This window comes from Acinetobacter sp. MD2 (genome assembly GCF_035615575.1).
GTDB lineage: Bacteria > Pseudomonadota > Gammaproteobacteria > Pseudomonadales > Moraxellaceae > Acinetobacter.
This window is the reverse complement of record NZ_VTDK01000002.1, coordinates 13,231-39,483: the sequence shown is the minus strand read 5'-3', so window position 1 is coordinate 39,483 and position 26,253 is coordinate 13,231. Positions and strand designations below refer to the sequence as shown.

The 26,253-nt window shown below is 41.9% G+C and carries 24 protein-coding genes and 1 riboswitch; of the genes, 13 read left to right on the top strand and 11 right to left on the bottom strand.

What is annotated here, in order from left to right; translation table 11 throughout:
- Entirely contained in the window at positions 1-273 is a 273-nt protein-coding gene (locus FXN70_RS03430; protein WP_324646100.1) for an oxidative damage protection protein, read from the top strand.
- Positions 274-505: 232 nt separating this feature from the next.
- Here FXN70_RS03430 and phoU read toward each other — a convergent pair whose 3' ends face one another.
- Entirely contained in the window at positions 506-1,228 is a 723-nt protein-coding gene (phoU, locus tag FXN70_RS03425) for a phosphate signaling complex protein PhoU (protein ID WP_324646099.1), read from the bottom strand.
- Positions 1,229-1,506: 278 nt separating this feature from the next.
- On the opposite strand from phoU, the gene FXN70_RS03420 reads away from it, so the two are divergent.
- The 6 genes from FXN70_RS03420 (at position 1,507) to gluQRS (ending at position 7,908) form a co-directional block, all read left to right on the top strand.
- Positions 1,507-2,559, top strand: a complete 1,053-nt coding sequence (locus tag FXN70_RS03420; RefSeq protein WP_324646098.1) for a hypothetical protein — start codon at positions 1,507-1,509, stop codon at positions 2,557-2,559.
- Between the two features lie 61 nt (positions 2,560-2,620).
- A riboswitch (TPP riboswitch) is annotated at positions 2,621-2,743 on the top strand.
- Between the two features lie 90 nt (positions 2,744-2,833).
- The gene (thiC, locus tag FXN70_RS03415) at positions 2,834-4,729 is read left to right on the top strand and encodes a phosphomethylpyrimidine synthase ThiC (protein WP_324646097.1); all 1,896 of its coding nucleotides are present in this window, start codon (positions 2,834-2,836) and stop codon (positions 4,727-4,729) included.
- 75 nt (positions 4,730-4,804) lie between these two features.
- Positions 4,805-5,449 carry an NUDIX domain-containing protein gene (locus tag FXN70_RS03410; RefSeq protein ID WP_324646096.1) on the top strand — a complete coding sequence of 215 codons (645 nt, stop codon included), beginning with the start codon at positions 4,805-4,807 and terminating at the stop codon, positions 5,447-5,449.
- Positions 5,446-6,243: a metallophosphoesterase gene (locus FXN70_RS03405; protein ID WP_324646095.1), complete on the top strand. Its 798-nt coding sequence runs from the start codon at positions 5,446-5,448 to the stop codon at positions 6,241-6,243. The genes FXN70_RS03410 and FXN70_RS03405 overlap by 4 nt, the downstream gene beginning before the upstream one ends.
- 212 nt (positions 6,244-6,455) lie before the next feature.
- Entirely contained in the window at positions 6,456-6,959 is a 504-nt protein-coding gene (dksA, locus tag FXN70_RS03400; RefSeq protein WP_324646094.1) for an RNA polymerase-binding protein DksA, read from the top strand.
- Positions 6,960-7,017: 58 nt separating this feature from the next.
- Entirely contained in the window at positions 7,018-7,908 is an 891-nt protein-coding gene (gluQRS, locus tag FXN70_RS03395; RefSeq protein ID WP_324646365.1) for a tRNA glutamyl-Q(34) synthetase GluQRS, read from the top strand.
- Positions 7,909-8,033: 125 nt separating this feature from the next.
- On the opposite strand, the gene ftsW is transcribed toward gluQRS, so the two are convergent.
- From ftsW to FXN70_RS03370, 5 genes are all read right to left on the bottom strand, one after another.
- Entirely contained in the window at positions 8,034-9,230 is a 1,197-nt protein-coding gene (ftsW, locus tag FXN70_RS03390; RefSeq protein ID WP_324646093.1) for a putative lipid II flippase FtsW, read from the bottom strand.
- A gap of 26 nt (positions 9,231-9,256) precedes the next feature.
- On the bottom strand, positions 9,257-10,603 hold the full coding sequence (murD, locus tag FXN70_RS03385) for a UDP-N-acetylmuramoyl-L-alanine--D-glutamate ligase (RefSeq protein ID WP_324646092.1): 1,347 nt from the start codon (positions 10,601-10,603) through the stop codon (positions 9,257-9,259).
- Between the two features lie 156 nt (positions 10,604-10,759).
- Positions 10,760-11,014, bottom strand: a complete 255-nt coding sequence (locus FXN70_RS03380; protein WP_324646091.1) for a DUF6587 family protein — start codon at positions 11,012-11,014, stop codon at positions 10,760-10,762.
- A gap of 15 nt (positions 11,015-11,029) precedes the next feature.
- Positions 11,030-12,892 carry a ferrous iron transporter B gene (gene feoB / locus FXN70_RS03375; RefSeq protein ID WP_324646090.1) on the bottom strand — a complete coding sequence of 621 codons (1,863 nt, stop codon included), beginning with the start codon at positions 12,890-12,892 and terminating at the stop codon, positions 11,030-11,032.
- Positions 12,889-13,158, bottom strand: a complete 270-nt coding sequence (locus tag FXN70_RS03370) for a FeoA family protein (RefSeq protein WP_324646364.1) — start codon at positions 13,156-13,158, stop codon at positions 12,889-12,891. The genes feoB and FXN70_RS03370 overlap by 4 nt, the downstream gene beginning before the upstream one ends.
- Positions 13,159-13,323: 165 nt before the next feature.
- Between FXN70_RS03370 and xerD the strand changes: the two genes are divergently transcribed.
- The 4 genes from xerD to thrC all read left to right on the top strand — a co-directional run bounded on the left by xerD (position 13,324) and on the right by thrC (position 18,033).
- Positions 13,324-14,244: a site-specific tyrosine recombinase XerD gene (gene xerD, locus FXN70_RS03365; protein WP_324646089.1), complete on the top strand. Its 921-nt coding sequence runs from the start codon at positions 13,324-13,326 to the stop codon at positions 14,242-14,244.
- 113 nt (positions 14,245-14,357) lie between these two features.
- Positions 14,358-15,173, top strand: coding sequence for a DsbC family protein (locus tag FXN70_RS03360; protein WP_324646088.1), 816 nt, complete (start codon positions 14,358-14,360; stop codon positions 15,171-15,173).
- 359 nt (positions 15,174-15,532) lie between these two features.
- Positions 15,533-16,834, top strand: a complete 1,302-nt coding sequence (locus FXN70_RS03355; RefSeq protein ID WP_324646087.1) for a homoserine dehydrogenase — start codon at positions 15,533-15,535, stop codon at positions 16,832-16,834.
- Between the two features lie 59 nt (positions 16,835-16,893).
- The gene (thrC, locus tag FXN70_RS03350; RefSeq protein ID WP_324646086.1) at positions 16,894-18,033 is read left to right on the top strand and encodes a threonine synthase; all 1,140 of its coding nucleotides are present in this window, start codon (positions 16,894-16,896) and stop codon (positions 18,031-18,033) included.
- 63 nt (positions 18,034-18,096) lie between these two features.
- Here thrC and FXN70_RS03345 read toward each other — a convergent pair whose 3' ends face one another.
- Entirely contained in the window at positions 18,097-18,993 is an 897-nt protein-coding gene (locus FXN70_RS03345) for a LysR family transcriptional regulator (RefSeq protein WP_324646085.1), read from the bottom strand.
- Between the two features lie 102 nt (positions 18,994-19,095).
- Between FXN70_RS03345 and FXN70_RS03340 the strand changes: the two genes are divergently transcribed.
- A complete protein-coding gene (locus tag FXN70_RS03340) occupies positions 19,096-20,427 on the top strand; it encodes an aspartate aminotransferase family protein (protein ID WP_324646084.1) in 1,332 nt (443 codons plus the stop codon).
- 43 nt (positions 20,428-20,470) lie between these two features.
- On the opposite strand, the gene FXN70_RS03335 is transcribed toward FXN70_RS03340, so the two are convergent.
- Positions 20,471-21,412, bottom strand: a complete 942-nt coding sequence (locus FXN70_RS03335) for a LysR family transcriptional regulator (RefSeq protein WP_324646083.1) — start codon at positions 21,410-21,412, stop codon at positions 20,471-20,473.
- A 118-nt stretch (positions 21,413-21,530) separates the two neighbouring features.
- Between FXN70_RS03335 and FXN70_RS03330 the strand changes: the two genes are divergently transcribed.
- Complete coding sequence (locus tag FXN70_RS03330; RefSeq protein ID WP_324646082.1) at positions 21,531-22,730, top strand: MFS transporter; 1,200 nt, start codon at positions 21,531-21,533, stop codon at positions 22,728-22,730.
- A 142-nt stretch (positions 22,731-22,872) separates the two neighbouring features.
- Here FXN70_RS03330 and FXN70_RS03325 read toward each other — a convergent pair whose 3' ends face one another.
- From FXN70_RS03325 to msuE, 3 genes are all read right to left on the bottom strand, one after another.
- Positions 22,873-24,126 (bottom strand): acyl-CoA dehydrogenase family protein, encoded by a 1,254-nt coding sequence (locus tag FXN70_RS03325; protein WP_324646081.1) that lies wholly within the window; start codon positions 24,124-24,126, stop codon positions 22,873-22,875.
- A 167-nt stretch (positions 24,127-24,293) separates the two neighbouring features.
- A complete protein-coding gene (gene sfnG / locus FXN70_RS03320; protein WP_324646080.1) occupies positions 24,294-25,388 on the bottom strand; it encodes a dimethylsulfone monooxygenase SfnG in 1,095 nt (364 codons plus the stop codon).
- 31 nt (positions 25,389-25,419) lie between these two features.
- Entirely contained in the window at positions 25,420-26,154 is a 735-nt protein-coding gene (msuE, locus tag FXN70_RS03315) for an FMN reductase (protein WP_324646079.1), read from the bottom strand.
- Positions 26,155-26,253 lie beyond the last annotated feature (99 nt).

The following is a 26,253-nucleotide window of genomic DNA, read 5'->3' as shown; positions in this document are numbered from 1 at the left end:
ATGAGCAGACACGTATTTTGCCGTAAATATCAACAAGACTTAGATGGACTCGACTTTGCACCATTCCCTGGTGCAAAGGGGCAAGAATTTTTTGAAACGATTTCGAAACAAGCTTGGCAAGAATGGTTAAAACACCAAACCACGCTGATTAATGAAAAACGTTTAAATGTGTTTGACGTAGATGCCAAAAAGTTTTTAGAAGAACAACGCGAAAAGTTTTTTAGTAATGATGATAGCGTTGAAAAAGCTGAAGGCTGGACTGCCGAAAAATAAGCTATTTTAGCAAATTGGCAAACCAACCGATAAAACAGCAGCGATCTCTTCGCTGCTGTTTTTACATTGTGTATATATAAAATAACATCTGATCACATGATCTACACGGATAATCCCATAAAAAGGTATTAAAATAGCATCATTAAGCAATGATTATGCTTGATGGTAATACCCTTTTAGATATCCTAGATTTCCCCCAAAATCTAGGATTTTTTTTGCATACAAGAACCAATTATTGGCGATGTACCTGCTGCACAATTTCATCGACACTGGTATGTCTCACATCTAAACCTTTCACAATATAAATGACTTGCTCAGATAAATTACGGGCATGGTCGCCAATCCGTTCCAAAGAACGTAGCACCCACAGCACATTGAGTACCCGTGAAATATAACGTGGGTCTTCAATCATATACGTCATTAAAGTACGGGTTGCAGATTGATACTCACGATCAATGTCTGCATCGGCACGTAATACATTCACCGCTTGTTCGGCATCTAAACGTGCAAAGGCATCTAAGGCATCGTGAATCATGACCCGCACCTGATTACCAATATGACGTGTTTCCATAAAGCCACGTGGTGAACCACCTTCTTCACATAAATTTTGTGCAATACTGGCAATTTTTGAGGCTTCATCCCCAATTCGCTCAAGGTCTGTATTGGCTTTACTCATGGCAATCACCATGCGTAAATCAATGGCGGCAGGATGACGGCGCGCCAAAATTAAAGTCAAACTCTCATCAATTTCTCGTTCTAAATGATTAACCGTTTTTTCTGTATATTGCACGTCCATAGCAAGGCTAACATCCATGTCTAATAAAGCATGAATCGCATGCGTCACTTGCTGTTCGACAATACCGCCCATGGTCATAAATTTGGTATTTACTTCCTGCAACTCTTCATTAAATTGAGAGGAAATATGATGTGCTAACATGGGGTTTTTTAAGCTCAAGAGATTTCTCCCAAAATTTACAGTCAAGGAACGCGATGATGAATTTAAACATAACAATCGTGAAGATTTGATGACATTTTCTGATCATTATCATGTATCAATGTTCTACAACCAACAAAACGACTAAACTTTACTCACTAAAACTTGCAACACTACAACAACTTTTCTAGCTGATCTTGGCATAATGACGGCATTAATATTATTTACTGTTATGACGTTAGGTCGATTCATTTATGCAGGTAAAGTTCCTTGGTTGCGCTATTTTTGCAGTGTTGTTGATGAGTGGTTGTCATCAACAAAACACACCACCTGCGCATGAACCCGCACTTGCAGCTTCCACGCCAAAGGTACAACCTTTATGTGAGCGCTTAAATGAATTAATGCAAAATATTAATAATCAAAGTCAAATTAGCGAACTCAATCAGGTCAATCACAGTATCAAACAGTGCTTAGCACACATGACGCTTGCCGAAAAAACCCAACTGATTTATGCCTCAACCACCATGTATCAGCGTTTTTTAGCCACTGAGCGCAACCCTGAACAACAGCAAGCATTTGAACAATATGCAGTAAATAACAGTACCAATCCAACTTTGCATCAACAGTATGTTGCAAGCTTCAATCCGCGTGACCGTTATTTAATTGAGCATCAGGGTGAAGCCTTTTATGAGTTATACGATGCAGGGGATGGCACCATTATGTATCGCCGCCAACCCAAATATTTACTCGAACTTTTTGCACCCGAACTCCCTAAAGCTGAACAGATTTTTCTTGAGACCTTAGCAAAACAAAATCAAAATCCTATTTTTTCCAATGGTAATTTAGACCTTCCTTGGAGTGAACTGTCACAACGCGCACAATTTTGGCAAAATTATGTTGCACAATATCCAAACAGCAGTTTTATTGATGATGCACAGCGACTCAAATTTAAATATGCTGAGTTTTTGTTCCATGGTAGCCGCAATTCACTTATTTCTGAACATTACCTTGGCGAAACAGATATTTCACCCGAAGCACTTCTTGAAATTAAACAGTTGGCAGCCCAAAATCCGACTGTGCTTGGACAACAGGCACAAAAATTTCTACAGTTCATGATGCTATCACCTGCCGAACGTGATCAGTCTATTCCATTTGAATTAAGCCCGAGCGAACAACGCGCAACACAACGGGATGTGATTCAAACCCATAAGCAGTTAGATATTTATATGAAACTGTTTGACCCTCTAGCCTTAGATGGTACGCATATCACCCGCGATTGTTTAATTGATGCAATTTGTATTACTCACACAGGCAAAGTCACCAATAGTTTGATTGGCCCAACCCAGTATTAACAGCACCAAACCAAGCTGCATTTTACGAAGTGCAGTGCTGCAAAATTATGCTACTATGGCGGCATGCTTGACGGAGCGCGAGTAACACCTCGCTGAGATCGTATAAATTTACCAAAATTTGATTACGAGTACCGTTGAACCTGATCAGGTTAAGACCTGCGTAGGAATCAAGTCATCAAAAAACTGATATGCTCTATGTCATTCTATGGCATAGAAATCGCTGCCTTCGTTTTTGGTTGCTTGATTCGTTAGTGTTTTTCATAAGGATCATGCCATGAACCAATTAACGAATCTATCCCCTGCTGACCTCTCAGCACAACATGAACAAGATGCTCAGGATCTGACCCGCATTTTGCCTGCATCGAATAAAGTCTATATTCAAGGCTCACGCCCCGACATTCAAGTTCCTTTTCGAGAAATCAGCCTAACCGATACACCAACAGGTTTAGGGGGCGAAAAAAATCCTCCTATTATGGTTTATGACACCTCGGGGGCTTATACCGACCCAACAATCAACATCGATTTAAACCAAGGTCTGCCACATGTTCGCCAAACATGGATTGACGAACGTCAAGATACTGATGTACTCGAAACCCTAAGTTCAAGTTTTGGACAAGAACGCCTAAAAGATATTCGCACTGCAAATATCCGCTTTGCCCATATTCAACAACCGCGCCGCGCCAAAAAAGGCAAAAACGTCACCCAAATGCACTATGCCAAACAGGGCATCATCACTCCTGAAATGGAATATATCGCCATTCGTGAAAATCAGCGCCAACGTGATGATATCGATATGCGCCAACATGCAGGGCAAAATTTTGGTGCAAAAAACTTAACTGAAATTACCCCAGAATTTGTACGTCAGGAAGTTGCTGCTGGTCGCGCGATTATCCCTGCCAATATTAATCACCCTGAAATTGAACCGATGATTATTGGACGCAATTTTTTGGTCAAAATCAATGCCAATATTGGGAACTCGGCACTGGGTTCAAGTATTGATGAAGAAGTGGCGAAAATGACGTGGGCGACCCGTTGGGGTGCCGACACCATCATGGATTTATCAACAGGAAAAAATATCCATGAAACCCGTGAATGGATTATTCGTAATTCACCTGTACCGATTGGAACAGTACCCATTTATCAAGCACTCGAAAAAGTCGATGGCGTTGCAGAAGACCTGACATGGGAAATTTTTAAAGACACGCTCATTGAACAAGCAGAACAAGGCGTAGATTACTTTACCATTCACGCAGGGGTGTTATTGCGCTATGTTCCGCTCACGGCAAATCGTTTAACTGGGATTGTCTCGCGCGGGGGTTCAATTATGGCGCAGTGGTGTTTGGCACATCATCAAGAAAACTTTTTATACACCCATTTCGATGAAATTTGCGAAATCATGAAAGCTTACGATGTCTCGTTTAGCTTAGGTGACGGCTTGCGTCCGGGTTGTATTCAAGATGCCAATGACGCAGCGCAATTTGGTGAATTACGTACTTTAGGTGAACTGACCCATCGTGCATGGCAACATGACGTGCAAGTCATGATTGAAGGGCCCGGGCATGTGCCAATGCATATGATTAAAGAAAATATGGACTTGCAACTTGAGGTCTGTAAGGAAGCGCCTTTTTATACCCTTGGCCCACTCACTACCGATATTGCGCCGGGTTATGACCATATTACCTCTGCCATTGGCGCAGCCATGATTGGTTGGTATGGCACAGCGATGTTGTGTTACGTCACGCCGAAAGAACATTTAGGCTTGCCCAATAAAAAAGACGTTAAAGACGGCATTATTACCTACAAAATTGCCGCACATGCAGCCGACCTTGCCAAAGGACATCCGGGTTCACAAGCACGCGATAATGCCCTATCCAAAGCTCGTTTTGAATTCCGTTGGGAAGATCAATTTAATTTAAGTTTAGATCCCGACACTGCACGTAGTATGCACGATGAAACCATGCCCAAAGAAGCACATAAATCTGCGCATTTTTGTTCAATGTGTGGACCTAAATTTTGTTCGATGAAAATCACTCAAAATGTGAGGGATTACGCAAAAAATAATGAGATTGCGCTGCAATTAAACAATCAAATTCAAGAAGTTGAACAAGGAATGCAGCAGATGAATGTGGTTTATCAGCAACACGGGCAAAAACTTTATCATAAACTGTAAATAAGTTTAAAAAGCACTTGCCTAGATCAAATTCTCGGTTAGGATGAACTGTAAATATTTCATCCTAGCCACCTTATGGATATTGTAAAAAAAGCCACATATACAAAACAACAAACTGAAATTGTCAAAAAAGAGTCTCTTTATCGTGGCTTTTTGCACGTTGAAAAAATTCATTTTCGCCATCAATTATTCCAAAGTACGGCCTATACCCCGATTTTACAACGTGAGTTGATAGTCCGTCCTGTCGCAGCAGGGGTTCTACTTTATAATGACCAACAACAAAAATTTGCTTTAATTGAACAGTGCCGAGTGGGCGCGCTTAATGATGCGATATCAGCTTGGCAACTTGAAGTGATTGCAGGCGTGTTAGATGGTGATGAATCCCCAGAAAGCTGTATCCGCCGTGAAAGCCTTGAAGAGTCTGGTTGTGAACTGCAAGAGATTCAGCATCTGTTTAGTTTTTACCCATCGGCTGGTGCATGCTCAGAGCTATTTCATCTTTATGCAGCAGAAGTTGATCTGCCCCAACAAGGTGGCGTTTTTGGCCTTGCAGAAGAAGGGGAAAATATTCAATTACATCTATTTCACTACACCGATCTTCAACCATTATTTCAACAACAACGGTTATGTAATGCACCTGTAATCATGGCATTACAATGGTTGAAACAACATATTGCACAGTTGCCGACTTTCGTGCCGACAGGAGGTTCTGCCCTTTGAACCACCCAGAACCAGAACAAAAATTAACTTTAATTCAGATTAGTGATACGCATCTCATGCAAGATGCAAGTCACCTGTTTGTTGGAATGAATCCTGAAGCTTCTTTTCATGCACTCATGCAACATATTTTAACCACGCATCCTAAAATTGATGCCATTATCCATACAGGAGATGTTGCTCAAGTTGCAGTACCTGAAACCTATCAGCGTTATTTAGCCTACATGCAGCAGTTCAATATTCCATTTTTCCAAGTGGCAGGCAACCACGATGATTTAACGATCTTTCCGCATCATCAAGCAATGCCATGCAGTTATATCGAACTCGGTTCGTGGGTGATTATTTTCATGACCAGTGCAGTGTCGGGCAAAACCGATGGCTTGATTGATTTAGAACAATTACAACAGCTCGAAAATATATTAGAAAAATTTAAAGACCGACCAAGCTTAATTGCCTGCCATCACAATCCTATCCACATGCAATCGACATGGCTCGATCGACATCGACTAAAGAATCCACAACAATTACTTGAAATTGTGCTGCGCTATTCACAAGTTAAAGCCATTATTCATGGACACGTTCACCAAAACTTTTCTCAAGTTATGGAACACCTACAGATTTTAGCAACCCCTTCAACCTGCGTGCAATTTAAGCCTTGTAGCCATGATTTTTCCTTTGATGAGGCGGCCCCAGGTTATCGCTGCTTAACTTTAGGGAAAAAAGGACAGCTCAGCACTGAAGTTCATCGTGTTCCTGCTCTTTTAGCGAAAATAAATCCACTCATTACTGGTTATTAACTTTCTATTTTAGCGTATTTCGATTACTTTAAGGCGTCATCAAAAAGCGCTCACATTGTTTGATAAAAAAGACTATTCAAATTTGTGAAAAGTCTTTATGATGACCACCCTTTAAATGGCAAATTACCCCTACAAGGGTAAAATAACAACAACTTGCATATCACCATAGCGATGACGTAGATTGCGACGTATATGATGAGGAATGCCCTATTATGGCGAATGACAACTTAAATTCTGTCTTAGATCAACAAGATGGAAAGACTGCAAAGTCGAAAATGGCAAATCCAGAAAGCACTTCAACTGCAAGTCTATTTGGCATTGCGCCTTATCAACCTAAAAAAGACGAAGACTATATGTCTGAAGGTCAGCTTGAACATTTCAGCCTTATTTTAAAGGCATGGAAAGCTGATTTAATGTCTGAGGTTGATCGTACGCTCAACACCATGCAAGACGAATCAACTGCTTTGCCTGACGTAAATGACCGTGCAACGCAAGAAGAAGAGTTTGCAATTGAGCTACGTACCCGCGACCGCGAACGTAAACTTATTCGTAAAATTGAACAGTCTTTAGAAGCGATTAAAAATGATGACTATGGTTTCTGTGAAACCTGTGGCATTGAAATCGGTTTACGTCGCTTAGAAGCGCGCCCAACTGCAACCCTTTGTATTGACTGCAAAACGCTTGCAGAAATCAAAGAGAAGCAAAACAAAGGCTAATTCGGTTATTGCTGTGTGTACGCCAAGTGTTCTACAGGCAGAAGCGCTGAGTTCTGCCATGCCAAGCACACAGCAGCCACCTACGCCTGCCTATGTTGGGCGTTTTGCGCCATCGCCAACAGGGCCATTACATTTTGGGTCACTGATTACCGCAGTGGCCAGTTATTGCGATGCAAAGTCGCAGCATGGGCAATGGTTGGTACGAATTGAAGATACCGACATCCCGCGAATTTTTCCCAATAGTGAACAACATATTCTGAGCTGTATTGAAGCCTTTGGTTTTGAACCCGATGCCCAGATTATTTTTCAAAAAGATCGCCTAGCGCTTTATCAAAACATTTTAGAACAGCTGCATACAAAAAATTGGGTCTATGCCTGTCAATGCACCCGTAAAATGCTTGGCTCTAATGCCATTTACTCAGGCACTTGCCGCCATTTACAGCTGCCTTTTCAAGACCAAGCCATCCGCTTAAAAGTTATCGACCAGAATATTTGTTTTGAGGATCGCCTACAGGGCCGACACTGTTCCAACCTAAAAGATGATTTAGGTGATTTTGTTTTAAAACGTCGTGATGGGATTATCAATTATCAACTGGCTGTGGTGGTAGATGATTATCTGCAAGGGATTACTCATGTGGTACGCGGTGCAGATTTACTCGACAATACCCAACGACAAATGTGGTTGGCACAGGTTTTAGGCTATCCGCTTCTTCATTACATGCATTTACCTTTAGCAATGAATGGTCAGGGACAAAAGCTATCTAAACAAAATATGGCGACTGCACTGATTCCTAAAAATGCACCATACGATTTACAACAAGCGCTGCAAGCACTGCGTCAGCCTGCTGTTGACCTAGATACGCCACAGAATATGCTCAAACAAGCCATTGCGCAGTGGAATGTTGCAAGCATTCCACATCAAATGCAACTTGCCGAAAATTATCAGTAATCTCCACCCTTATTTTTCAAGATATAAAGGCTCACTAAGCTCAGCTTATCTTTGCGCTTGATATTCATCTATTTGCATAAAAAAACCACACGCTGAGGTGTGGTTTTTCTTTTAAACACTCTGACTTAAAAATTGGATAGCTCTTTATCAGGATTGGCTTTTTGAGTGGATGCATCAATTTTCAGCACCAATACAATCATTGCTGCACACATCATTAACGATGAGCCACCATAACTAATAAACGGTAAGGTTAAACCTTTGGTCGGGAGCATCCCCATATTCATGCCTGCGTTCACAAGCACCTGCATTAAGAAGATTAAGCTAATTCCATAAGCCAAGTAGCCTGCACGCAAGTAGTTATTTTTTAAAGCACGATGTCCAATGTACATACAGCACGCCAACATCACAAACTCTAAACCAAGTACCACCGTAATTCCAATAAAACCAAATTCTTCAGCTAAAATCGCCAACATAAAGTCAGTATGTGCTTCAGGCAAATAGGACATTTTTTGCATACTATGACCTAAACCTACCCCAAACCACTCACCTCGCCCAAAAGCCATTAAGGCATTCGAGAGCTGATAACCTGCACCTAATGGGTCAGCCCAAGGGTTTGAAAACGACACCAAACGTTCATAACGGTAAGGTTCGAATAAAATAAGGAAGATCACCGCAATCACAATTGCGCCAATATAAAACAAAAACTGAATAACAGGCGCACCTGCAAGGAAGAATACGCCAAACATCATCATAACAATCACCACTGTTGCCCCTAAATCGGGTTCGGCTAAAATCAGCCCAACAGTAATTGCCATAATCGCACCTAAGCGTACCAAGCCCATCCAACTATTGCGAACTTCATGCGCACGGCGTACCACATAGTCGGCGGTAAAAATTGCCATCATTAATTTGGCAATTTCGGTCGGTTGCAGCGTAAAGCCTGCAAAGCGAATCCAACGGGTTGAACCATTTACCTCTGTTCCCACAAACAGAGCAACAAAGAGAAGGCCAATGGTTAAGATCCAAAACAAAAAAGTGTTTTTAAACCAAAATTCTAAAGGAAAGCGCGAAGTGACAAATGCCACCAAAATTCCGATCATAATCGAAATGCCATGTCGCTCTAAAAAGTAAAATGGGTCATGTTGCTTAGCATCAGCATACGGCATAGAGGCCGAACCCACCATAATGGTGCCAATAATCAATAAAGCCAACACACAAAAAATGAGAATATTGCGCGACGTTAATTCAACGGGGAGTTTCAGCGTTATGCGTTGTAGCATATTCTGAATTTTGCTGCGTGTTGTCTGTGCGAAACCTGCCATATCAATGTTCCTTTTTGCGTTGTGGCTTAAGCCAATGCTTGCACACAAGCAACAAATTGATTCCCACGATCAACATAGCCCTTAAACATGTCAAAACTTGCACAAGCAGGTGACAAAAGCACCACATCATGCAAATGACTCTGTTGTTGGCACAGTTCAACTGCCTGTTGTAAGCTGTCTGCACGATACAGCGTTGTTGTACCTGCAATAGCCTGCTCAATTAACTCGGCATCTTCACCAATCAACACCGCAAATTTTACATAGTGCGTTAAGGATGTGCGTAAAGCAGTAAAATCTTGCCCTTTGCCCTGCCCGCCTAAAATTAAGCACACCTGACCTTGCTGTGCTTCAATCGCCCGACCTAAGCCATCAATAGCAGCTAAAGTGGCACCAATATTAGTCCCTTTGGAATCGTTATAATAACGAACACCTGCAATTTCGGTAACGTATTCACAGCGATGTTCCAATCCTTTAAAGGTTTTTAGGGTGTCTAACATCACCTCTAATGGTAATCCAATCGCTTCACCTAATGCTAAACATGCCAAGGCATTGGCGACATTATGTGTCCCTTGAATATACATTTCACTGCTTTTTAACAAACGCTCACGACCACGCGCTAACCAAATCGTGCCATCTAAGTCTTTTAAAATGCCATATTGATTCATGTCTGGCGCGTTTAAACCAAAACTTTGCATTGGGGTCGCATCAGGCACAAACGGACGGGTCAAACCATCATCGCGGTTATAAACCACTTTTTTAACCCCTTGGAAAATACGATGCTTGGCTTGATGATAGCCCATCATATCGCCATGGCGGTCTAAGTGATCTTCACTCATGTTCAACACTACGGCCACTGCCGCATGTAAATGCGAAGTGGTTTCAAGTTGGAAACTTGACAATTCAAGCACCAAAAGTTCAGGCTGATCTTTGAGTAAATCGAGTGCAGGCCGCCCTAAATTACCACCAACAGCGACTTTCTTTCCTGCGGCTTCAGCCATTAAACCAAATAATGTGGTGACTGTACTTTTGGCATTTGAACCTGTAATCGCCACAATCGGCACGTCTGTAGCACGGCGTAACAGTTGTACATCACCAATCACAGCAATACCCGCAGCCATTGCTGCTTGAATTTCGGGTAATTGTGGTGCAAGTCCAGGACTTAAAATAATTTCTTCGGCTTGTAACAGTAATTCTAAATCTAATTTTCCAAAACTACGTTGCACATGACTTGGAATTTGGTCATGCCCTGGAGGGGTTTCGCGGGAGTCGGTCACTGCCACCTGATAGCCATTTTCAACCAGAAAATTAACCGCAGATACACCCGAAATGCCGAGTCCTGCGACAACTTTCAAACCACCACGTTGTATTAACATGTTTGCCCCATTGCCTTTTATTTTTAAACTTAGCAAATGTTAGCACTTTGCTTTTCAAAATAGTGTGCTGTGTAGCAATCGATGTGCTTTTTTTTGTATATCTGCATAAAAAAACTGCCCATAAATGGACAGTTTTTTATGTATATAACAATTCACTTATTTCCATTTCACCGCTTGGACTTCCACGGGCTGAGCGACATTACTCTTGTCATTGCTACTACAACCGCAGCTTCCGCCACAACCACTCACCATTGCAGGACTTAGACGTTTTGCCATAGCATGCCAACCGCGTGCTTGACACAACTGCGCCAATTTTGCAAAGGTTGTATAAGCCGTTCGGGGAAAGACTTTTTTGAAGACAACCAAAGCACTCCATGCCACCAAAACCGCAACAATCAACACTTCAATCATTTCAAACTCCTTCGGTTAAGCACCGAAATAATGTGATGCAATTTGATAGGTCAAGAACGCCATCAAATATGCCAAACCAAATAAATAGGCTGCCATCCCCAATACAATTTTGAGTGAGCCCGTTTCACGCTTCACTGTTGCAAGCGTAGACAAACAATGTGGTGCATAAATGAACCACACCAAAACCGCAAGACCTGTCGCAAGCGACCAACCTGAAGTCCCATTACTAATCAAATGTGATAGTCCTTGTGCAAGGTCATCTTCATTACCTGCCGACAATGCATAGACCGTACCCAAAGATGCAATAAAGACTTCACGCGCTGCCATGGCAGGAATCAGCGCAATACACACTTGCCAGCCAAATCCAATTGGGGCAAAAATAGGCTGAATAAAGTGCCCAATCATACCTGCAAACGAATAATCAATCGCAGGACCTGTTGCACCCGCTGGTGGGCTTGGGAAAGTGCTTAAGAACCATAGTAAAATCGCCAAGGCAAAAATAATACCACCCACACGTTTTACAAAAATTTTGGCACGGTCTAATAAACCAATCGCAATACTTTTTGGATCTGGAATACGATAGCTCGGAAGTTCCATTAATAATGCATGTTGTGATTTGTCTTTTTGGAATAACTTCACCACTGCTGCAACAATTAAGGCACTCACAATACCGCCCATATACAAACCAAAAAGCACCAAACCTTGTAAGTTAAAAATGCCCCCTACAGTTTGATTAGGAATGAAAGCCGCAATTAATAAGGCATATACAGGTAAACGTGCCGAACAGGTCATTAATGGCGCAACCAAAATAGTAATAAAACGATCACGTGGATCATGAATACTACGTGTTGCCATCACACCCGGTACCGCACAAGCAAAACTGGACAATAATGGAATAAAAGAACGTCCACTTAGACCTGCTTTAAACATCAATTTATCCAGCAAAAATGCAGCACGTGGCAAGTAACCAGATTCCTCTAACACCAAAATAAAGAAGAACAAAATAATAATTTGTGGTAAGAACACCAAAACACTACCGGCGCCAGCAATCACGCCATCTGCAATTAAACTTTGCAATAATGGTTGGGTAATAACATGACCCACCTGACTGCCTAACCATGCAAAGCCCGCATCAATGCTGTCCATGACAGGCTGTGCCCAAGAAAATACCGCTTGGAATACCACAAACATCATCAAAGCGAGACTGAGCAGACCAAGTACAGGATGCAAAAAGATTTTATCTAAGAAGTCGGTGCGTTTATCTGCGCTGTCGACATAAACCACCACATCTTTGAGTACTTGTGCAATTTGCTCGTGTATGTTGCCTGATAGCTGAACATCGCTCAGTTCATGACTTGGTACATGAAACATATCTTGTTGTAAGGCTGCCATGAGGGTTTCAATCCCTGCATTTTTTACCGCAACCGTTTCTACTACAGGCACACCAAGTCGCTGTGATAATTTTTGCACGTTAATTTGCATACCACGACGGCGTGCTTCATCCATCATGTTTAACACGAGTAACACAGGGCGTTTTAAAGCAATCACTTCAAGCACTAAACCCAAATGTAATTTGAGATTGGTTGCATCCACCACACACAATAAAACATCTTGCTGTGCTTCAGTCTCGATTTTCCCTAAGACCACATCACGTGTCACAGCTTCATCAGGACTAGTAGCATCTAGACTATAAGTACCTGGCAAATCCAATACTCGCACAGGTCGACCCGATGGCAAGGTAAAGAATCCTGTCTTACGTTCTACCGTCACACCTGCATAGTTAGCCACTTTCTGACGTGTACCAGTTAAGTGGTTAAACAGTGAGGTTTTACCACAGTTTGGATTGCCGACTAAGGCGATACGTAAAGCTTCGCTCACAGGGCAGCTCCTACATGAGATAACTCAACTTCAATTTTTTCAGCTTCTGCCTTTCGTAATGCAAATCGTGTAAAACCAATTTGAATTAAAATAGGATCTTCACCAAAGAAGCCTTTTGTGACCACTTGAACCGCAGTTCCTGCCACAAAGCCTAAGGTTTCTAAGCGACTTGCTATAAGATCGGGTTGACTTGAATCACTGTCTAAATTTCGCGTAACTTTAGTAATGATTGCAGTCTGCTTTTTTTTCAATTCTGATAACAGCACAGCATCGTATCCACAAATTTTCTCAATATTATAAAATAAATGAGAATAGTTTACATACTTATTTCTTATTTTATGACCATCATTATTCTGTAGCCAAAATGTAAAAATCGACTTTTTTTTCATTTTAAATTAAAGTAAATGCTTTCTGTATTTTGTCATATTTGCATGCAATCTAATAAAAAACCACGTATTCCTACACCTGTTCAAATCCCTAAAAAATTAGGTTTTTTATTCAGTTATCGTGACTTTTTAGTGGCACAAACGGTAAGTCCACACACCCGAAATGCTTACCTGTGTGACTTAATTCAATGTAGTCAAATATTAACTAAACCTTTAACCGAATGGTATGAACACGATATTTCCGATGTGCTCTTGAAACTCACACAACAAGGAAAAAGTCCACGTTCAATTGCACGCTACATGTCGGCCCTACGCTCTTTTTTTAAGTTTTTGCGCGAACAAAAATTACGTACCGATAATCCACTTGCACAGCATAAAACCCCAAAACTTGGTCGTGCCCTACCCAAAGATATTTCAGAACAGCAAGTTGAAGCACTCATTCATGCACCCGATACCACGACTGTTTTAGGTTTACGCGACCGTACTATGTTAGAGGTATTATATGCCTGTGGTTTACGTGTTTCTGAGCTGCTCAATTTACGCCTTGATTTACTGAATTTAAATCAGGGCTATGTGCGCATTTTAGGCAAGGGTAATAAAGAACGTTTAGTGCCACTCGGCGAGATTGCCACCGAATGGCTACAACGCTATTTTCAAGATGCACGTCCACAATTGTTTAAAAATCATAATGATTATGTGTTCTTGACCGTTCATGGTGGACTGATGAGTCGGCAAAATTTTTGGTATGCCATTAAACGCTATGCGCTTATTGCAAATATCGACAGCGATTTATCACCGCACACCTTGCGCCATGCTTTTGCAACGCATCTGCTCAACCACGGTGCCGACTTGCGTGTCGTACAAATGCTATTAGGACACAGCGATTTATCGACCACGCAAATTTATACTCATGTGGCACAAGCACGCATGCAAGCTTTATATGCCGAACATCATCCACGTGCTTAGAACCGACAAGCGGTTTTATCAGAAAATTGACACGATGTAATGAAAATTCACGAAGCCGAAACTGATTTTTGTTATGCTTAGCTTGTTTTTGATTATACCTTTAAGGGTTATCTATGTTTCGTCGTTATTCTTCACTTGCTGTAGCCAGTATTCTTGCGACCAGCACACTACTGAGCGCCTGTTCTCAAGATAAAAATTCACAAAAAACCGATAATACGCTGACTGCAACCGCACCAGCAACAGGACAAGCATCGCCAGTTTTAGAGCGTAATGCCAAACAACGTTTAATTGAAACACTACAAAGCCAACTCCAAAAAGCCAATGTAAATGTAAAAATTGTCGATATTAAAAGCACTGAAGTACCCAACATCTATTGGGTCAACTTACAAGGCATGCCATCGGTTTATGCCACGGCAGATGGTAAATACATCATTCAAGGTGATGTATTACGTTTAGGCGACAAACAACTTTATAACGTCAGTGAAAACCTGCAAGCCAGTGAAAATAAAAAATTACTTGCCGAGCTAAAAGTAAAAGATTTGATTGTTTACCCTGCACAGGGCAAAACTAAACATGTTGTTTATGTGTTTACCGATGCCAATTGCCCATACTGCCATAAGCTACATGAACAATTACCTGAAATTAATGCCAAAGGTATTGAAGTCCGTTATATTGCATGGCCACGTGGCGATCAATTCTTCCCATCAATGGAAGCGATTTGGTGTAGTGCCGACCGTAAAGCGGCTTTCAGTGCTGTGGTACAAGGTCAGCAACTTCCTGCAACAACATGTAATAGTCCAGTCAAAGCTCAATATCAATTGGGTATGAATATTGGGGTAAATGGTACACCTGCAATTTACTCAGAAGATGGTAAATATTTAGGTGGCTACTTAAGCGCTGATGAAATTGAGCAACGCTTAGCGAAATAATCTATAAAAAAGGTGAAAATTAAACAATTTTCACCTTTTTTGAATACACCTCATATTTCAATATTTTTAATCTGCACATATATCTATCAGCATTTATCGATCATTGATAAAAATTTATTATCGATCCTCTTCAAGCTAACCATTTGGCAAACAATCACATATCAAAATGATTTTATTCAATAAAATTAAAAATTATTTACTTCCCTAAAGAAATTTAAGAGCCATTTTATAAAAAAAAGTTATATAAAATATAAAATTATGTCATTTAATTCCTTCAATTTTTAGAAAAAAAGGCTTGTTGATCCCTCAGATGCTATCTATGATCAAAGACTATCAAAATAAATACTTTGGAGTATGACGTGAATCCAGTTCGTCTGGCTATACTTGGTCTTGGTACCGTGGGTGGCGGTGCCCTTAAACTATTACAAGAAAACGCAGCTGAGATTAAACGTCGTACTGGTCGGGAAATTCAAATCACCTATGTCGGTACACGCCGTCCTCGCCCAGACCTCGATTTAGCTGGAATTAAACAAAGCGACGATCTATTAGAAATTGTCCGTCAACCCGATGTAGACGTTGTAGTTGAAGTCATGGGCGGTATTCATCCTGCCTATGAAATCATTCAAGAAGCCATTAAACATGGCAAACAAGTGGTGACTGCCAACAAAGCTTTGCTTGCAGAACATGGCAATGAATTATTCAAACTTGCCGAAGATAATGCCGTGCAAATTGCCTATGAAGCAGCAGTTGCAGGTGGTATTCCAATCATTAAAGTGATTCGTGAAGGTTTAGCAGCCAACCGTATTGACTGGTTAGCAGGCATTATTAATGGTACTGGCAACTTTATTTTGACCGAAATGCGTGACAAAGGTCGTGCCTTTGCCGATGTACTGCAAGAAGCACAAGAACTCGGTTATGCCGAGGCAGACCCGACGTTTGATGTTGAAGGCATTGATGCGGCACACAAACTCACCATTTTGGCTTCATGTGCATTTGGTATTCCACTGCAATTTGATAAAGTCTATACCGAAGGCATTAGCAAAATTACCGCACAAGATGTTAAATATGCAGAAGAACTTGGTTTCCGAATTAAACATTTAGGCATCGCCCGCCGCCGTGACAACGGCATTGAATTACGGGTGCATCCAACCTTAATTCCGCAAGAAGAACTGATCGCCAATGTCAACGGTGTGAAAAATGCGGTACTCGTTCAGGCACATGCGGTTGGCCCAACTTTATATTATGGCGCAGGCGCAGGTGCAGGCCCAACCGCTTCGGCTGTGGTTGCAGATATTGTCGATATTGTCCGCGATATTTCATATACCGAAGATGGTGCAGGTACGATTCCACAATTGGCCTTTGAAGCCCTAACTGACTTACCTATTTTACCGCGTGAAGCAATGACCACAGGTTATTACTTACGTGTGAATGCAGTAGATGAACCGGGTGTTTTAGCAGACATCACCACCATTTTAAGCCGTGCAGGCATTAGTATTGATGCCATCATGCAACAGTCACGTTTAAAAGATTTAATCCCAATCGTGATTTTAACTGACCCAATTCTCGAATCTAAAATGGATGAGGCATTGGCTCAAATTCAAGCCTTGCCGACTATTCGTGGCGAACTCGTGCGAATTCGTTTAGAATCGCTCGATAACTAATCAGGTCGAGGGGAATGGTTTCCCCTCTTCATGCTTCATTTTTTCATTGGAACATCATCATGTCGAATGCCAATCGTTATACTGGTCTTGTAGATCGTTATCGTGATCGTCTACCTGTATCTGCAACTACACGTGCAATTTCTTTAGGTGAAGGAAACACCCCGCTCATTAAGCTTGAGAATATTCCACGTATTATTGGCAAAAATGTTGAAATTTATGTGAAATATGAAGGTCTTAATCCAACGGGTTCATTTAAAGACCGTGGCATGACCATGGCAGTGACCAAAGCGGTTGAAGAAGGTTCTAAAGCCATTATTTGTGCCTCTACTGGTAACACTTCGGCTGCGGCTGCGGCTTATGCAGCACGTGCCGGCATTAAAGCATTTGTTTTAATTCCTGAAGGCAAAATTGCCATGGGTAAAATGGCGCAAGCCATGATGTACGGTGCGATCACCATGCAAATTCGAGGTAACTTTGACGATGGTATGCGCCTTGTAAAAGAAGTTGCCGACAAAGCGCCTGTAACCATTGTTAACTCAATTAACCCATACCGTTTACAAGGTCAAAAAACCATTGCTTATGAAGTGGTGGATGAACTTGGCCGTGCACCTGATTACCACTGCCTACCTGTGGGTAATGCAGGTAACATTACTGCGCACTGGATGGGTTATACCGAAGCGGTTGCCAACCAACCTGCCGATCAATTCGAGCAAGTGGTGTACGATGCTGCAACAGATCAATTTACTGGGCCAAAACCTGAAGGTTTACCTGTGATGGTTGGTTATCAAGCATCAGGCGCTGCGCCATTTTTACGTGGTGCGCCAATTACTAACCCTGAAACAGTGGCAACAGCGATTCGTATTGGTAACCCACAAAGCTGGAACCATGCTAAAGCTGTGGTACGTGACTCAAACGGTTGGTTTGATGAGTTGACCGATGCCGATATTTTAGATGCACAGCGCATGCTTTCAATGTATGAAGGGGTGTTTGTTGAGCCTGCTTCAGCAGCATCGATTGGCGGTGCCATTCGTGACATTAAAGCAGGTAAAATTGCTGAAGGTTCTGTGATTGTGTGTACTGTAACAGGTAACGGCTTAAAAGATCCAGACACCGCAATTAAACAATGCGCTGATGCCGTGATGCTGTCAATTGATGCAACGATGGATCAAGTTCGCGATTCTATTTTGTCGAATATGTAAAATTATTCCAAAATTAATAAAAAGCTGCCCGATGTGGCAGCTTTTTATTTGCGCCAAATACAACTACGCCATCAACTTTTCTAAAAACAATTCTAGAATTAAATTGGGATGCCGACCTTTACGGGTCACCACCGAAATTTGCGACTGAAAAGCCAGTTGCTCAGGTAAAACTGCCTGCATTACGCCTTGATCGACCCATTGTTTGGCATAATGATCAGGCAAGAAACCCACAAACCGCCCCGATAAAATTAAAAATGCAATGCCTTCACGGTCAGTTGCCGTTGCGCTTTTCTTTAAACTTTTTTGTAAGCGCATCGCCTCGTTATTCATTCGATAATTCGGAACAACCGCATCAAAATTTTTTAAATCGGTCATGCTCACATCTAAATTAAATAGCGGATGTTGCTGACTACAATATAAAAAACAGGTTTCATCATACAAGGGGAAATAATCTAACCCTGAAAGCGGTTGCATCATCGGCAAAGCGCCAACATGTAAGCGCCCTTCTAAAATGCCCCGTTCAATTTCACTGGGGGTGCTCATGCTTAAATGAATTTGCACCTCGCGACTAGCATCGGACAGTGCCGACAAAGCAGCAGTAATTTTCATTTGTGGCTGCGTCACCAAATTATTAATAATGCCAATATTGAGCTCACCTTTTAAGTGCTGATGCACTTGATTAACACTCTGACGAAAATCTTCCAAAGAGGTAAATAAAATTTCGCTGTAACGTAAAATTTCACGTCCTTCTTCGGTTAAGGCAAAGCCTGAACGCCCACGTTGGCATAATCGAACACCTAAGCGTTTTTCTAAGTCGCTCATATGTAGGCTGATTGCAGAGCGCGTCATGCCAAGCGCACTTTCGGCGGCAACAAAGCTGCCACACGCCACCACACGCTGAAAAACACGTAGAAGTTTTAAATCAAAATCGGTAATTTGGCTAATGTTCTTGGCTTTCATTTTAGGTGAGTTTTTTTATAACCAAAGTTGAGTTGATTTAAATTTATCTTATCTAAGCCAACATTGTAAGCTCAAATGCTCAAGCCATTGCAGGATGCCACCATGTTCACCACTCAAGATTACGATGCCAACTATTCTCAATCTCATTGGATGCCTTATAGTGGCAACCGCAGCTTTGCCAAAGACCCACGGTTTGTAGTGGCTGCCAAAGACCATTATTTAGTGGATGATCAAGGCCGGCAAATTTATGACTCGTTATCAGGGCTTTGGACATGCGGTGCGGGACATAGCCGTGTTGAGATTCAGCAAGCCGTGGCACAACAACTCGGAACTTTAGATTATTCGCCAGGATTCCAATTTGGACATCCACTTTCTTTTAAATTAGCCGATAAAATCGCGGCAATCATGCCTGAACCCTTAAATCATGTCTTTTTTACAGGTTCAGGTTCAGAATCTGCCGATACAGCAGTGAAAATTGCCAAAGCCTATTGGCGCATTCAAGGTCAAGCCAGCAAAACCAAATTTATTGGGCGAATGAAGGGCTATCACGGCGTAAACCTTGCAGGTACAAGTTTAGGGGGTATTGGTGGTAATCGTAAAATGTTTGGGCAGTTTATGGATGTCGATCATTTACCACATACACTACAACCAAATCAGCAATTTACCCAAGGCATGTCAGCCACAGGGGGCATTGAACTTGCCAATGAACTGCTTAAACTGATTGAACTGCACGATGCCTCGAATATTGCCGCGCTAATTGTCGAGCCTGTTTCCGGTTCGGGCGGGTGTATTGTTCCCCCAACAGGCTATTTACAACGCTTACGTGAAATTTGTGATCAACATAATATCTTACTGATTTTTGATGAGGTCATTACAGGTTTTGGACGCATGGGCAAATGGACAGGTGCTGAATATTTTGGCGTAACACCTGATATTTTAAACTTTGCCAAACAAATCTCGAATGGTGCAATTCCGATTGGTGGCGTGGTCACTTCAAGTAAAATTTACAATACCTTTATGCAGCAAGACCTGCCTGAACATGCCGTTGAATTGGGCCATGGTTATACCTATTCGGCGCATCCTGTGGCATGTGCAGCAGCACTTGCAACGTTAGATGTCTTAGAAAAAGAACAACTGATTGACCAATCAGCCGCGTTAGCACCTGAATTTGAAAAACTTATTCATGGTTTAAAAGGCACACCGCATATTGCAGATATTCGAAACTGCGGTTTAATTGGCTCAATTCAATTAAATGCCCGCGATGCAGATCCAACCATTCGCCCATTTGAAGTTGGAACAGCACTTTGGAAAGCAGGTTTTTATGTACGCTTTGGGGCAGACACATTGCAATTTGGGCCAATGTTTAATGCCAAAGCCACCGATTTAGAGCGCTTGTTTAATGCTGTGGGCGATGAACTACATAAAGTAAAATAACTTCATTTTGACCCTTGCAGTGCATGCATGTGCTGCAAGTTTTTCAGATTTTTTCCGTATCGGGGGCTTGTACGCCCACAATATTTGGCATGACCTGTTTCATCAACGCTAAAAACTGTCTTAACCGTGCAGGATAATAGTCTGCCCACGGATAAATTAAATAGATCGGAATGGGTGCGGCAGACCACTCTGGTAAAATTTGCACCAATTGCCCTGTAGCAAGCTCATCTTTCACAATCCAACTCGACACCATCGCAACACCTAAACCTGCTAAAACAGCATTCTTCGTCACAAATAAATTATCGGTACTTAAACGTGGACTGATCTGAATGACATCAGATTGTTGGGTATGATGATTATGTAAACTGACTTTATCTTGATAAAACAAACTCACTGCTACCCAAGGCCAATGCGCTAAATCTTGTAACTGCCGAACGGGCGGATGCTTCGCCAATAATTGTGGGCTTGCTACCACAATACGCGGTACTTCTGCCAATAAAATTGCTACTGTATTCACATTCGGTTCAAAACCAACATGAATCGCACAGTCGATATCTTCAGCTAAAAAGTCAGGTAAAATATCACGTAATTTCCATTCAATATTTAGCTGCGGATATTTTTCCAGAAATGGAATGAGCGGTTCAATTAATTGTTGCTGCCCAAAAGCATGTGGTACACGCACCCGCAATGTGCCAACAGGTTCATCAGATGCCTGTTTTAATTCTTCTTCTAAACTTAGCCAATGACTGGTGAGTTGCTTGGCATGCTGATAACAGCGCTCGCCATCATCAGTTAGCTTTAGGCTATGGGTGTTACGCATAAGTAATTTCACCCCCAGTAATTTCTCTAAGGTACTTAAACGGCGGCTCACACTGGCTTGCGACAAATTTAACTGCCGTGCAGCAGCCGAAAGTGAACCACTTTCAAGAATACGAATAAAGGTGTGCATGAGTTCAATGCGATCTATACGTTCTGCGTATTTCATAAGCGTTATTGTTATGCGTCTAACGTATAACTATTTTAGCAAAGAAGCGGCTACCACTATTGGCTATTTTTTTTAAAATATCGCTATTGTTTCTATATTTACAGAACCCGAGACAGCCATGACCCATGCGCCAACGGCACCACCTTCAACTTTATTAATTTTTATGCTGGCACTTGGAGCAGGCTTTGCGGTGGCGTGTTTATATTATGCTCAGCCCATTTTACCGTTATTGCAAAGTGACTTACAGCTTTCAGCACACACTATTGGTTTTATACCAACCCTTACCCAAATGGGGTATGCACTGGGTATTTTCTTTTTAATTCCTTTGGGCGACCGTTATAACCGTAAGCATTTAATTCTCATTAAAAGTGGATTACTCACCTTCACGTTATTCGCGTTTAGTGTAAGTCATAGCACCCAAAGTATTTTATTTTTAAGCTTAATGATTGGCATTGTCGCCACACTAGCGCAAGACATTGTTCCTTCTGCCGCCATTTTAGCGCCCGCAGGACAACAAGGAAAATTTGTCGGCACAGTAATGACGGGGCTATTGCTTGGCATTTTATTGTCACGAACAGTGAGTGGAATTCTCAGTGCAGCTTTCGGTTGGCGTGCCTTATACCAAATTGCAGCCCTCAGTGTCGCACTGGTTGCCGTAGGTTTATGGCGGGTTTTACCTACATTTAAACCTCATGTTTCATTAAGCTATTTCGCTTTGCTCGGTTCAATGCTTAAACTCTGGCAACACTACCCTGCCTTACGCCATGCTGCATTTGCACAAGGATTATTATCAGTCGCCTTTAGCGCTTTTTGGTCAACTCTTGCGTTAATGTTGGCACAGCAATATCACTTTGGCAGTGTTGTTGCAGGGGCTTTTGGACTGGCTGGTGCAGCAGGTGCACTCGCAGCGCCAATTGCAGGCACACTGTCTGATAAATACGGCGCACATTCGGTTACCCAGTTAGGTGCAATCTTGGTTTGCCTGTCTTTTATGTTGATGTTTAGCATGCCTTTTGTATCCGTTTACTGGCAACTTATTGTGATTGCAATTGCCGCAGTTGGTTTTGACTTAGGCTTACAAGCCAGTCTCGTGTCACATCAAACCTTGGTTTATGCTTTGAATCCCGAAGCACGCGGCCGCCTCAATGGTATTTTATTTACAGGTGTTTTTATTGGTATGTCTTTAGGCTCATGGCTTGGCAATATCATGTTTGTGCAATATGGTTGGATGGCTGTCGTGCTATTGGCGTGTATTTGTGCCAGTTTCAGCTTGCTTATTCGACTATATGAAGGGCGACGCTTAGCTACTTTGGTTTAATCAATAAATGGCTATCATTTTTTACAGCTGCTTTATTTTTTTCTAAGTAAAATCTAAATTCTGTTTTTAAACAGCGCACTCAATCATACGCTGTTTAAAAGCGGCTAAGCTCATGTTCCACGTGGAGCATGATGAGGCAGATTTATTTTTGCAAACTGCCTCCACCAATTTGCCAAACATACGGTGGTTCTGTTCCATTTACGACATAATCGCCAATAATCCGCTCTTTATAAATAATCGGATTATGTGAAGCCGCAGTACGTGCATTACGCCAAAAACGGTCTAAACTTTTTTGCATACTGGTGGCCGATGCACCCAATGCGTTAAACAGTTGGGTGGTTAAGGTTAAAACCAAATCTGCAACCACCACCTGCCCTTGTGCCGATGCTAATTCGGCTGCAATGTTGGCTTGTTTTTCTAAACTGTCAGATTGTAGCTCGGCACTAAAATGTGCTTTATAAGCATCTTGCAAAGCGTGTGCTGCTCGGTCGGTAATCGCTTCTGCTGCATAAGCCTGTGCAGTCGCTTTCCCAATGACTTGTAATACCTGTGCATCTTGATCGACCCGATCGGCATTACCATGACTATAGACTCGCGTACGCAACTTGACTTGCTCACTAAAAGTTTTCACAGCCGCTTGCGCTGTTCCTGACAAAACACTTAATAACACCACCTGATAAAATGCAGTTTGGTATTTAAAACGTTGTTCAAAATCAATCATATTTTCAGCATCGACTGCTACGTCGTGAATCGTTACCGTACCACTGCCTGTAGTTCGTTGCCCAAAACCATCCCAATCATCTTCAATTTGAATCTGCTCATGCTGTGTAGGTAAAGCAACAATCACGTTTTGATTGCTATGATCAATTTGTGCAAATAAATCTAACCAATCAGCAAAAATACTGCCTGTGCTGTAATATTTTTTTCCCGAAACAATCCATGTTCCATTCGGCTGTTGCTTCACTCGTGTGATGACTTCGCCAATTTTCACTTGCCCCACTTCCGTCCACGCATTACCCACCAATTCACCTGCAACAAAGCGCTCAAACCACTTTTTTTGTGATTGATCACGATGTGCATTTAAACGGTCTTCCACAAAGGCAAAATGACCTCGTAAAGCTTGGGTAATGTTGGAGTCGGCTGCTGCCAGTTCAGTTAACAGTTGGAGTAATTGCGGCAACGATGCACCCGCACCACCATAACGAACAGGCACACGAACCGCACCAAAACCAGCTGTTTTTAACCATTGAATTGGTTCAAAGGGCAATTGTCTTTGTTGTTCACGCTGTAATGCTGTTGCAGAAATTCTTTGAAAAATTGGACGGAATCGCTGTGCAAGTGTTTCGTCGTCTGCGCCTAAAGAAAGCTCATCGATAACAGTATTATAATTTCCCATATTTCACGTCATTTGAATGTGGATGATTCTGTTACTATCGCAATTATTTTTGTGTATTCGAACCAATTTATTTGAATAAAATTATCTATTTTTTACCTTTATAACAATAACTTAAAAAACAAAAAGCACCCTCAAATTTGAGCGTGCTTCAATTAAAACTTAGAAATTTAAGCGACATTTCTGTGTTGCTTTTGCTCAAGCTCTCGCACGAGTGGTAAAACCCGCTGTCCAAAATATTCCACTTCTTCTATAAAGTGTAAGAAGCCTGTCAAAATTAAGTCCACCCCAACCGCTTTATAAGCCACTATACGCTCGGCAATTTGTTCAGGTGTTCCAATTAAATTGGTTTTAAAACCATCATTATATTGCACCAAGTCTTCAAAACTCGACTCGGCCCAATTACCTTGCCCTTCAGGACTCGCTGCCCCTGCTTGACGTGTCGCATCGGCAAAAGCATTCACCGCTTCAGGATTCGCTTTTGCAAGAATCTCTTGAAGTACAGCTTGTGCTTCTGCTTCGGTATCTCTGGCAATCACAAACGCATTCAACCCAACTTTAACTTGATGCTGATTGGCTTTTGCCTTGGCACGTAATTCTTGAATTTGCTGTGAAATTCCGTCTACGCTATTGCCATTGGCAAAATACCAATCTGAAACTTTAGCTGCCATATCCCGCGCTGCACGTGATGTGCCACCCTGAAAAATTTCAGGATGTGGCTGCTGTAAAGGCTTAGGTTTTAAAGTGTAATCTTTAAATTGATAATACTTACCATCAAAACTAAAGTTATCGGTCGTCCAAATCCCTTTTAAACTCCGAATAAACTCCTCCGAACGGACATAACGCTCGTCATGCTCAGGCCAAGGCTCACCAATGGCATCAAACTCGCCTTTAAACCAACCACTCACCACATTAATTGCAATTCGCCCTTGGGTAAGTTGGTCAATCGTAGCGAGCTGTTTTGCTGCAAGAGCAGGTTTCCACGGCCCAGGTAAAATCGCAGCAATCACTTTTAATTGGTTGGTCGCGGCTAAAATTGCATGGCTAAATGCCACAGACTCATGCTGAAACTCTGCGCCATATCCCGCCGTAAAACGAATTTGGGTTAATGCATATTCAAAGCCATAACGCTCGGCTGTCTGTGCAAGCTTTGTGTTGTAATCAATATTCCATTCGGTGCGCTGTTCAATATTACTCACCACCAAACCACCACTTACATTGGGTACCCAATAGGCAAACTTAATTGCGACTTGTGACTGTGCCATGCAATGCTCTCCCCTGTATCATCGATGTGGCTTAAGCAACATGATGTTTAGTTGATTTTGGATGTAAGCGTGATTCCGCTGTTTTTAAGTCAGGTACGGCAGCCGATGGCAATACTTCTGCTTGCTCAATTTGTTTATTAATCCCCAAGTGCTGATTGGCTTGTTCAGTTTTCGATTTAATCACCGCGGCACGCTGCCCTTTTGCAGGTGCCCACTCTAAAATTGGCAAAGCACGTGCCACAGCTAAGGTAATGCGCTCACGCAATAAATCGCTTTGGATGGTGTACTGCGCGGTAAAATCGCGGTCGGTGGCATACACGCCAATCGGTAATGTTTGTGCTTGGAAAAAGCTAAATAATGGACGCAGTTGGTGCTCTAGCACTAACGCATGACGGTCACTCCCGCCTGATGCTGCCAAAAGTACAGGCACATCCACCAAAGCGGTTTGTTCTACAAAGTCAAAGAAATGTTTGAATAACCCAGTAAATGAAGCACGATAAACAGGTGTTCCCACAATTAAAGCATCGGCAGCTTCTACCGCAGCCAAGTCATCTTGCACCCGCTGTGGTAATTGGCTGCGGTAAATTGCACCACCTAATAAATGCCCAATTTCGCTAAACTTAATAAAATGCACATTGATGGGAGTCGCATCGCCAAGCTCATCTAAAATAGCTTGTACCAAAGCTTCGGTTTTAGAAGGATGATTTAAACCACCTGAAACTGCGACAATATTGAGGGGTTTTTGAAGATTGAAAGAAGCTGTCATAACTAAACCTAAAGTATTTATATTGAACTTAAGATCTATTTATCCATATTTATAACGCCATCGTAAAATAAGAAAATTAGGCAAATTTATCGTTTTTCG

Bases quoted from the DNA above. Each gene is read 5' to 3' on its own strand.
- FXN70_RS03430 (WP_324646100.1), top strand. From the start codon at position 1: ATGAGCAGACACGTATTTTGCCGTAAATATCAACAAGACTTAGATGGA.
- FXN70_RS03420 (WP_324646098.1), top strand. From the start codon at position 1,507: ATGAGTGGTTGTCATCAACAAAACACACCACCTGCGCATGAACCCGCA.
- thiC (WP_324646097.1), top strand. From the start codon at position 2,834: ATGAACCAATTAACGAATCTATCCCCTGCTGACCTCTCAGCACAACAT.
- FXN70_RS03410 (WP_324646096.1), top strand. From the start codon at position 4,805: ATGGATATTGTAAAAAAAGCCACATATACAAAACAACAAACTGAAATT.
- dksA (WP_324646094.1), top strand. From the start codon at position 6,456: ATGGCGAATGACAACTTAAATTCTGTCTTAGATCAACAAGATGGAAAG.
- gluQRS (WP_324646365.1), top strand. From the start codon at position 7,018: ATGCCAAGCACACAGCAGCCACCTACGCCTGCCTATGTTGGGCGTTTT.
- ftsW (WP_324646093.1), bottom strand. From the start codon at position 9,230: ATGGCAGGTTTCGCACAGACAACACGCAGCAAAATTCAGAATATGCTA.
- murD (WP_324646092.1), bottom strand. From the start codon at position 10,603: ATGTTAATACAACGTGGTGGTTTGAAAGTTGTCGCAGGACTCGGCATT.
- FXN70_RS03380 (WP_324646091.1), bottom strand. From the start codon at position 11,014: ATGATTGAAGTGTTGATTGTTGCGGTTTTGGTGGCATGGAGTGCTTTG.
- xerD (WP_324646089.1), top strand. From the start codon at position 13,324: ATGCAATCTAATAAAAAACCACGTATTCCTACACCTGTTCAAATCCCT.
- FXN70_RS03360 (WP_324646088.1), top strand. From the start codon at position 14,358: ATGTTTCGTCGTTATTCTTCACTTGCTGTAGCCAGTATTCTTGCGACC.
- thrC (WP_324646086.1), top strand. From the start codon at position 16,894: ATGTCGAATGCCAATCGTTATACTGGTCTTGTAGATCGTTATCGTGAT.
- FXN70_RS03345 (WP_324646085.1), bottom strand. From the start codon at position 18,993: ATGAAAGCCAAGAACATTAGCCAAATTACCGATTTTGATTTAAAACTT.
- FXN70_RS03340 (WP_324646084.1), top strand. From the start codon at position 19,096: ATGTTCACCACTCAAGATTACGATGCCAACTATTCTCAATCTCATTGG.
- FXN70_RS03335 (WP_324646083.1), bottom strand. From the start codon at position 21,412: ATGAAATACGCAGAACGTATAGATCGCATTGAACTCATGCACACCTTT.
- FXN70_RS03330 (WP_324646082.1), top strand. From the start codon at position 21,531: ATGACCCATGCGCCAACGGCACCACCTTCAACTTTATTAATTTTTATG.
- FXN70_RS03325 (WP_324646081.1), bottom strand. From the start codon at position 24,126: ATGGGAAATTATAATACTGTTATCGATGAGCTTTCTTTAGGCGCAGAC.
- sfnG (WP_324646080.1), bottom strand. From the start codon at position 25,388: ATGGCACAGTCACAAGTCGCAATTAAGTTTGCCTATTGGGTACCCAAT.
- msuE (WP_324646079.1), bottom strand. From the start codon at position 26,154: ATGACAGCTTCTTTCAATCTTCAAAAACCCCTCAATATTGTCGCAGTT.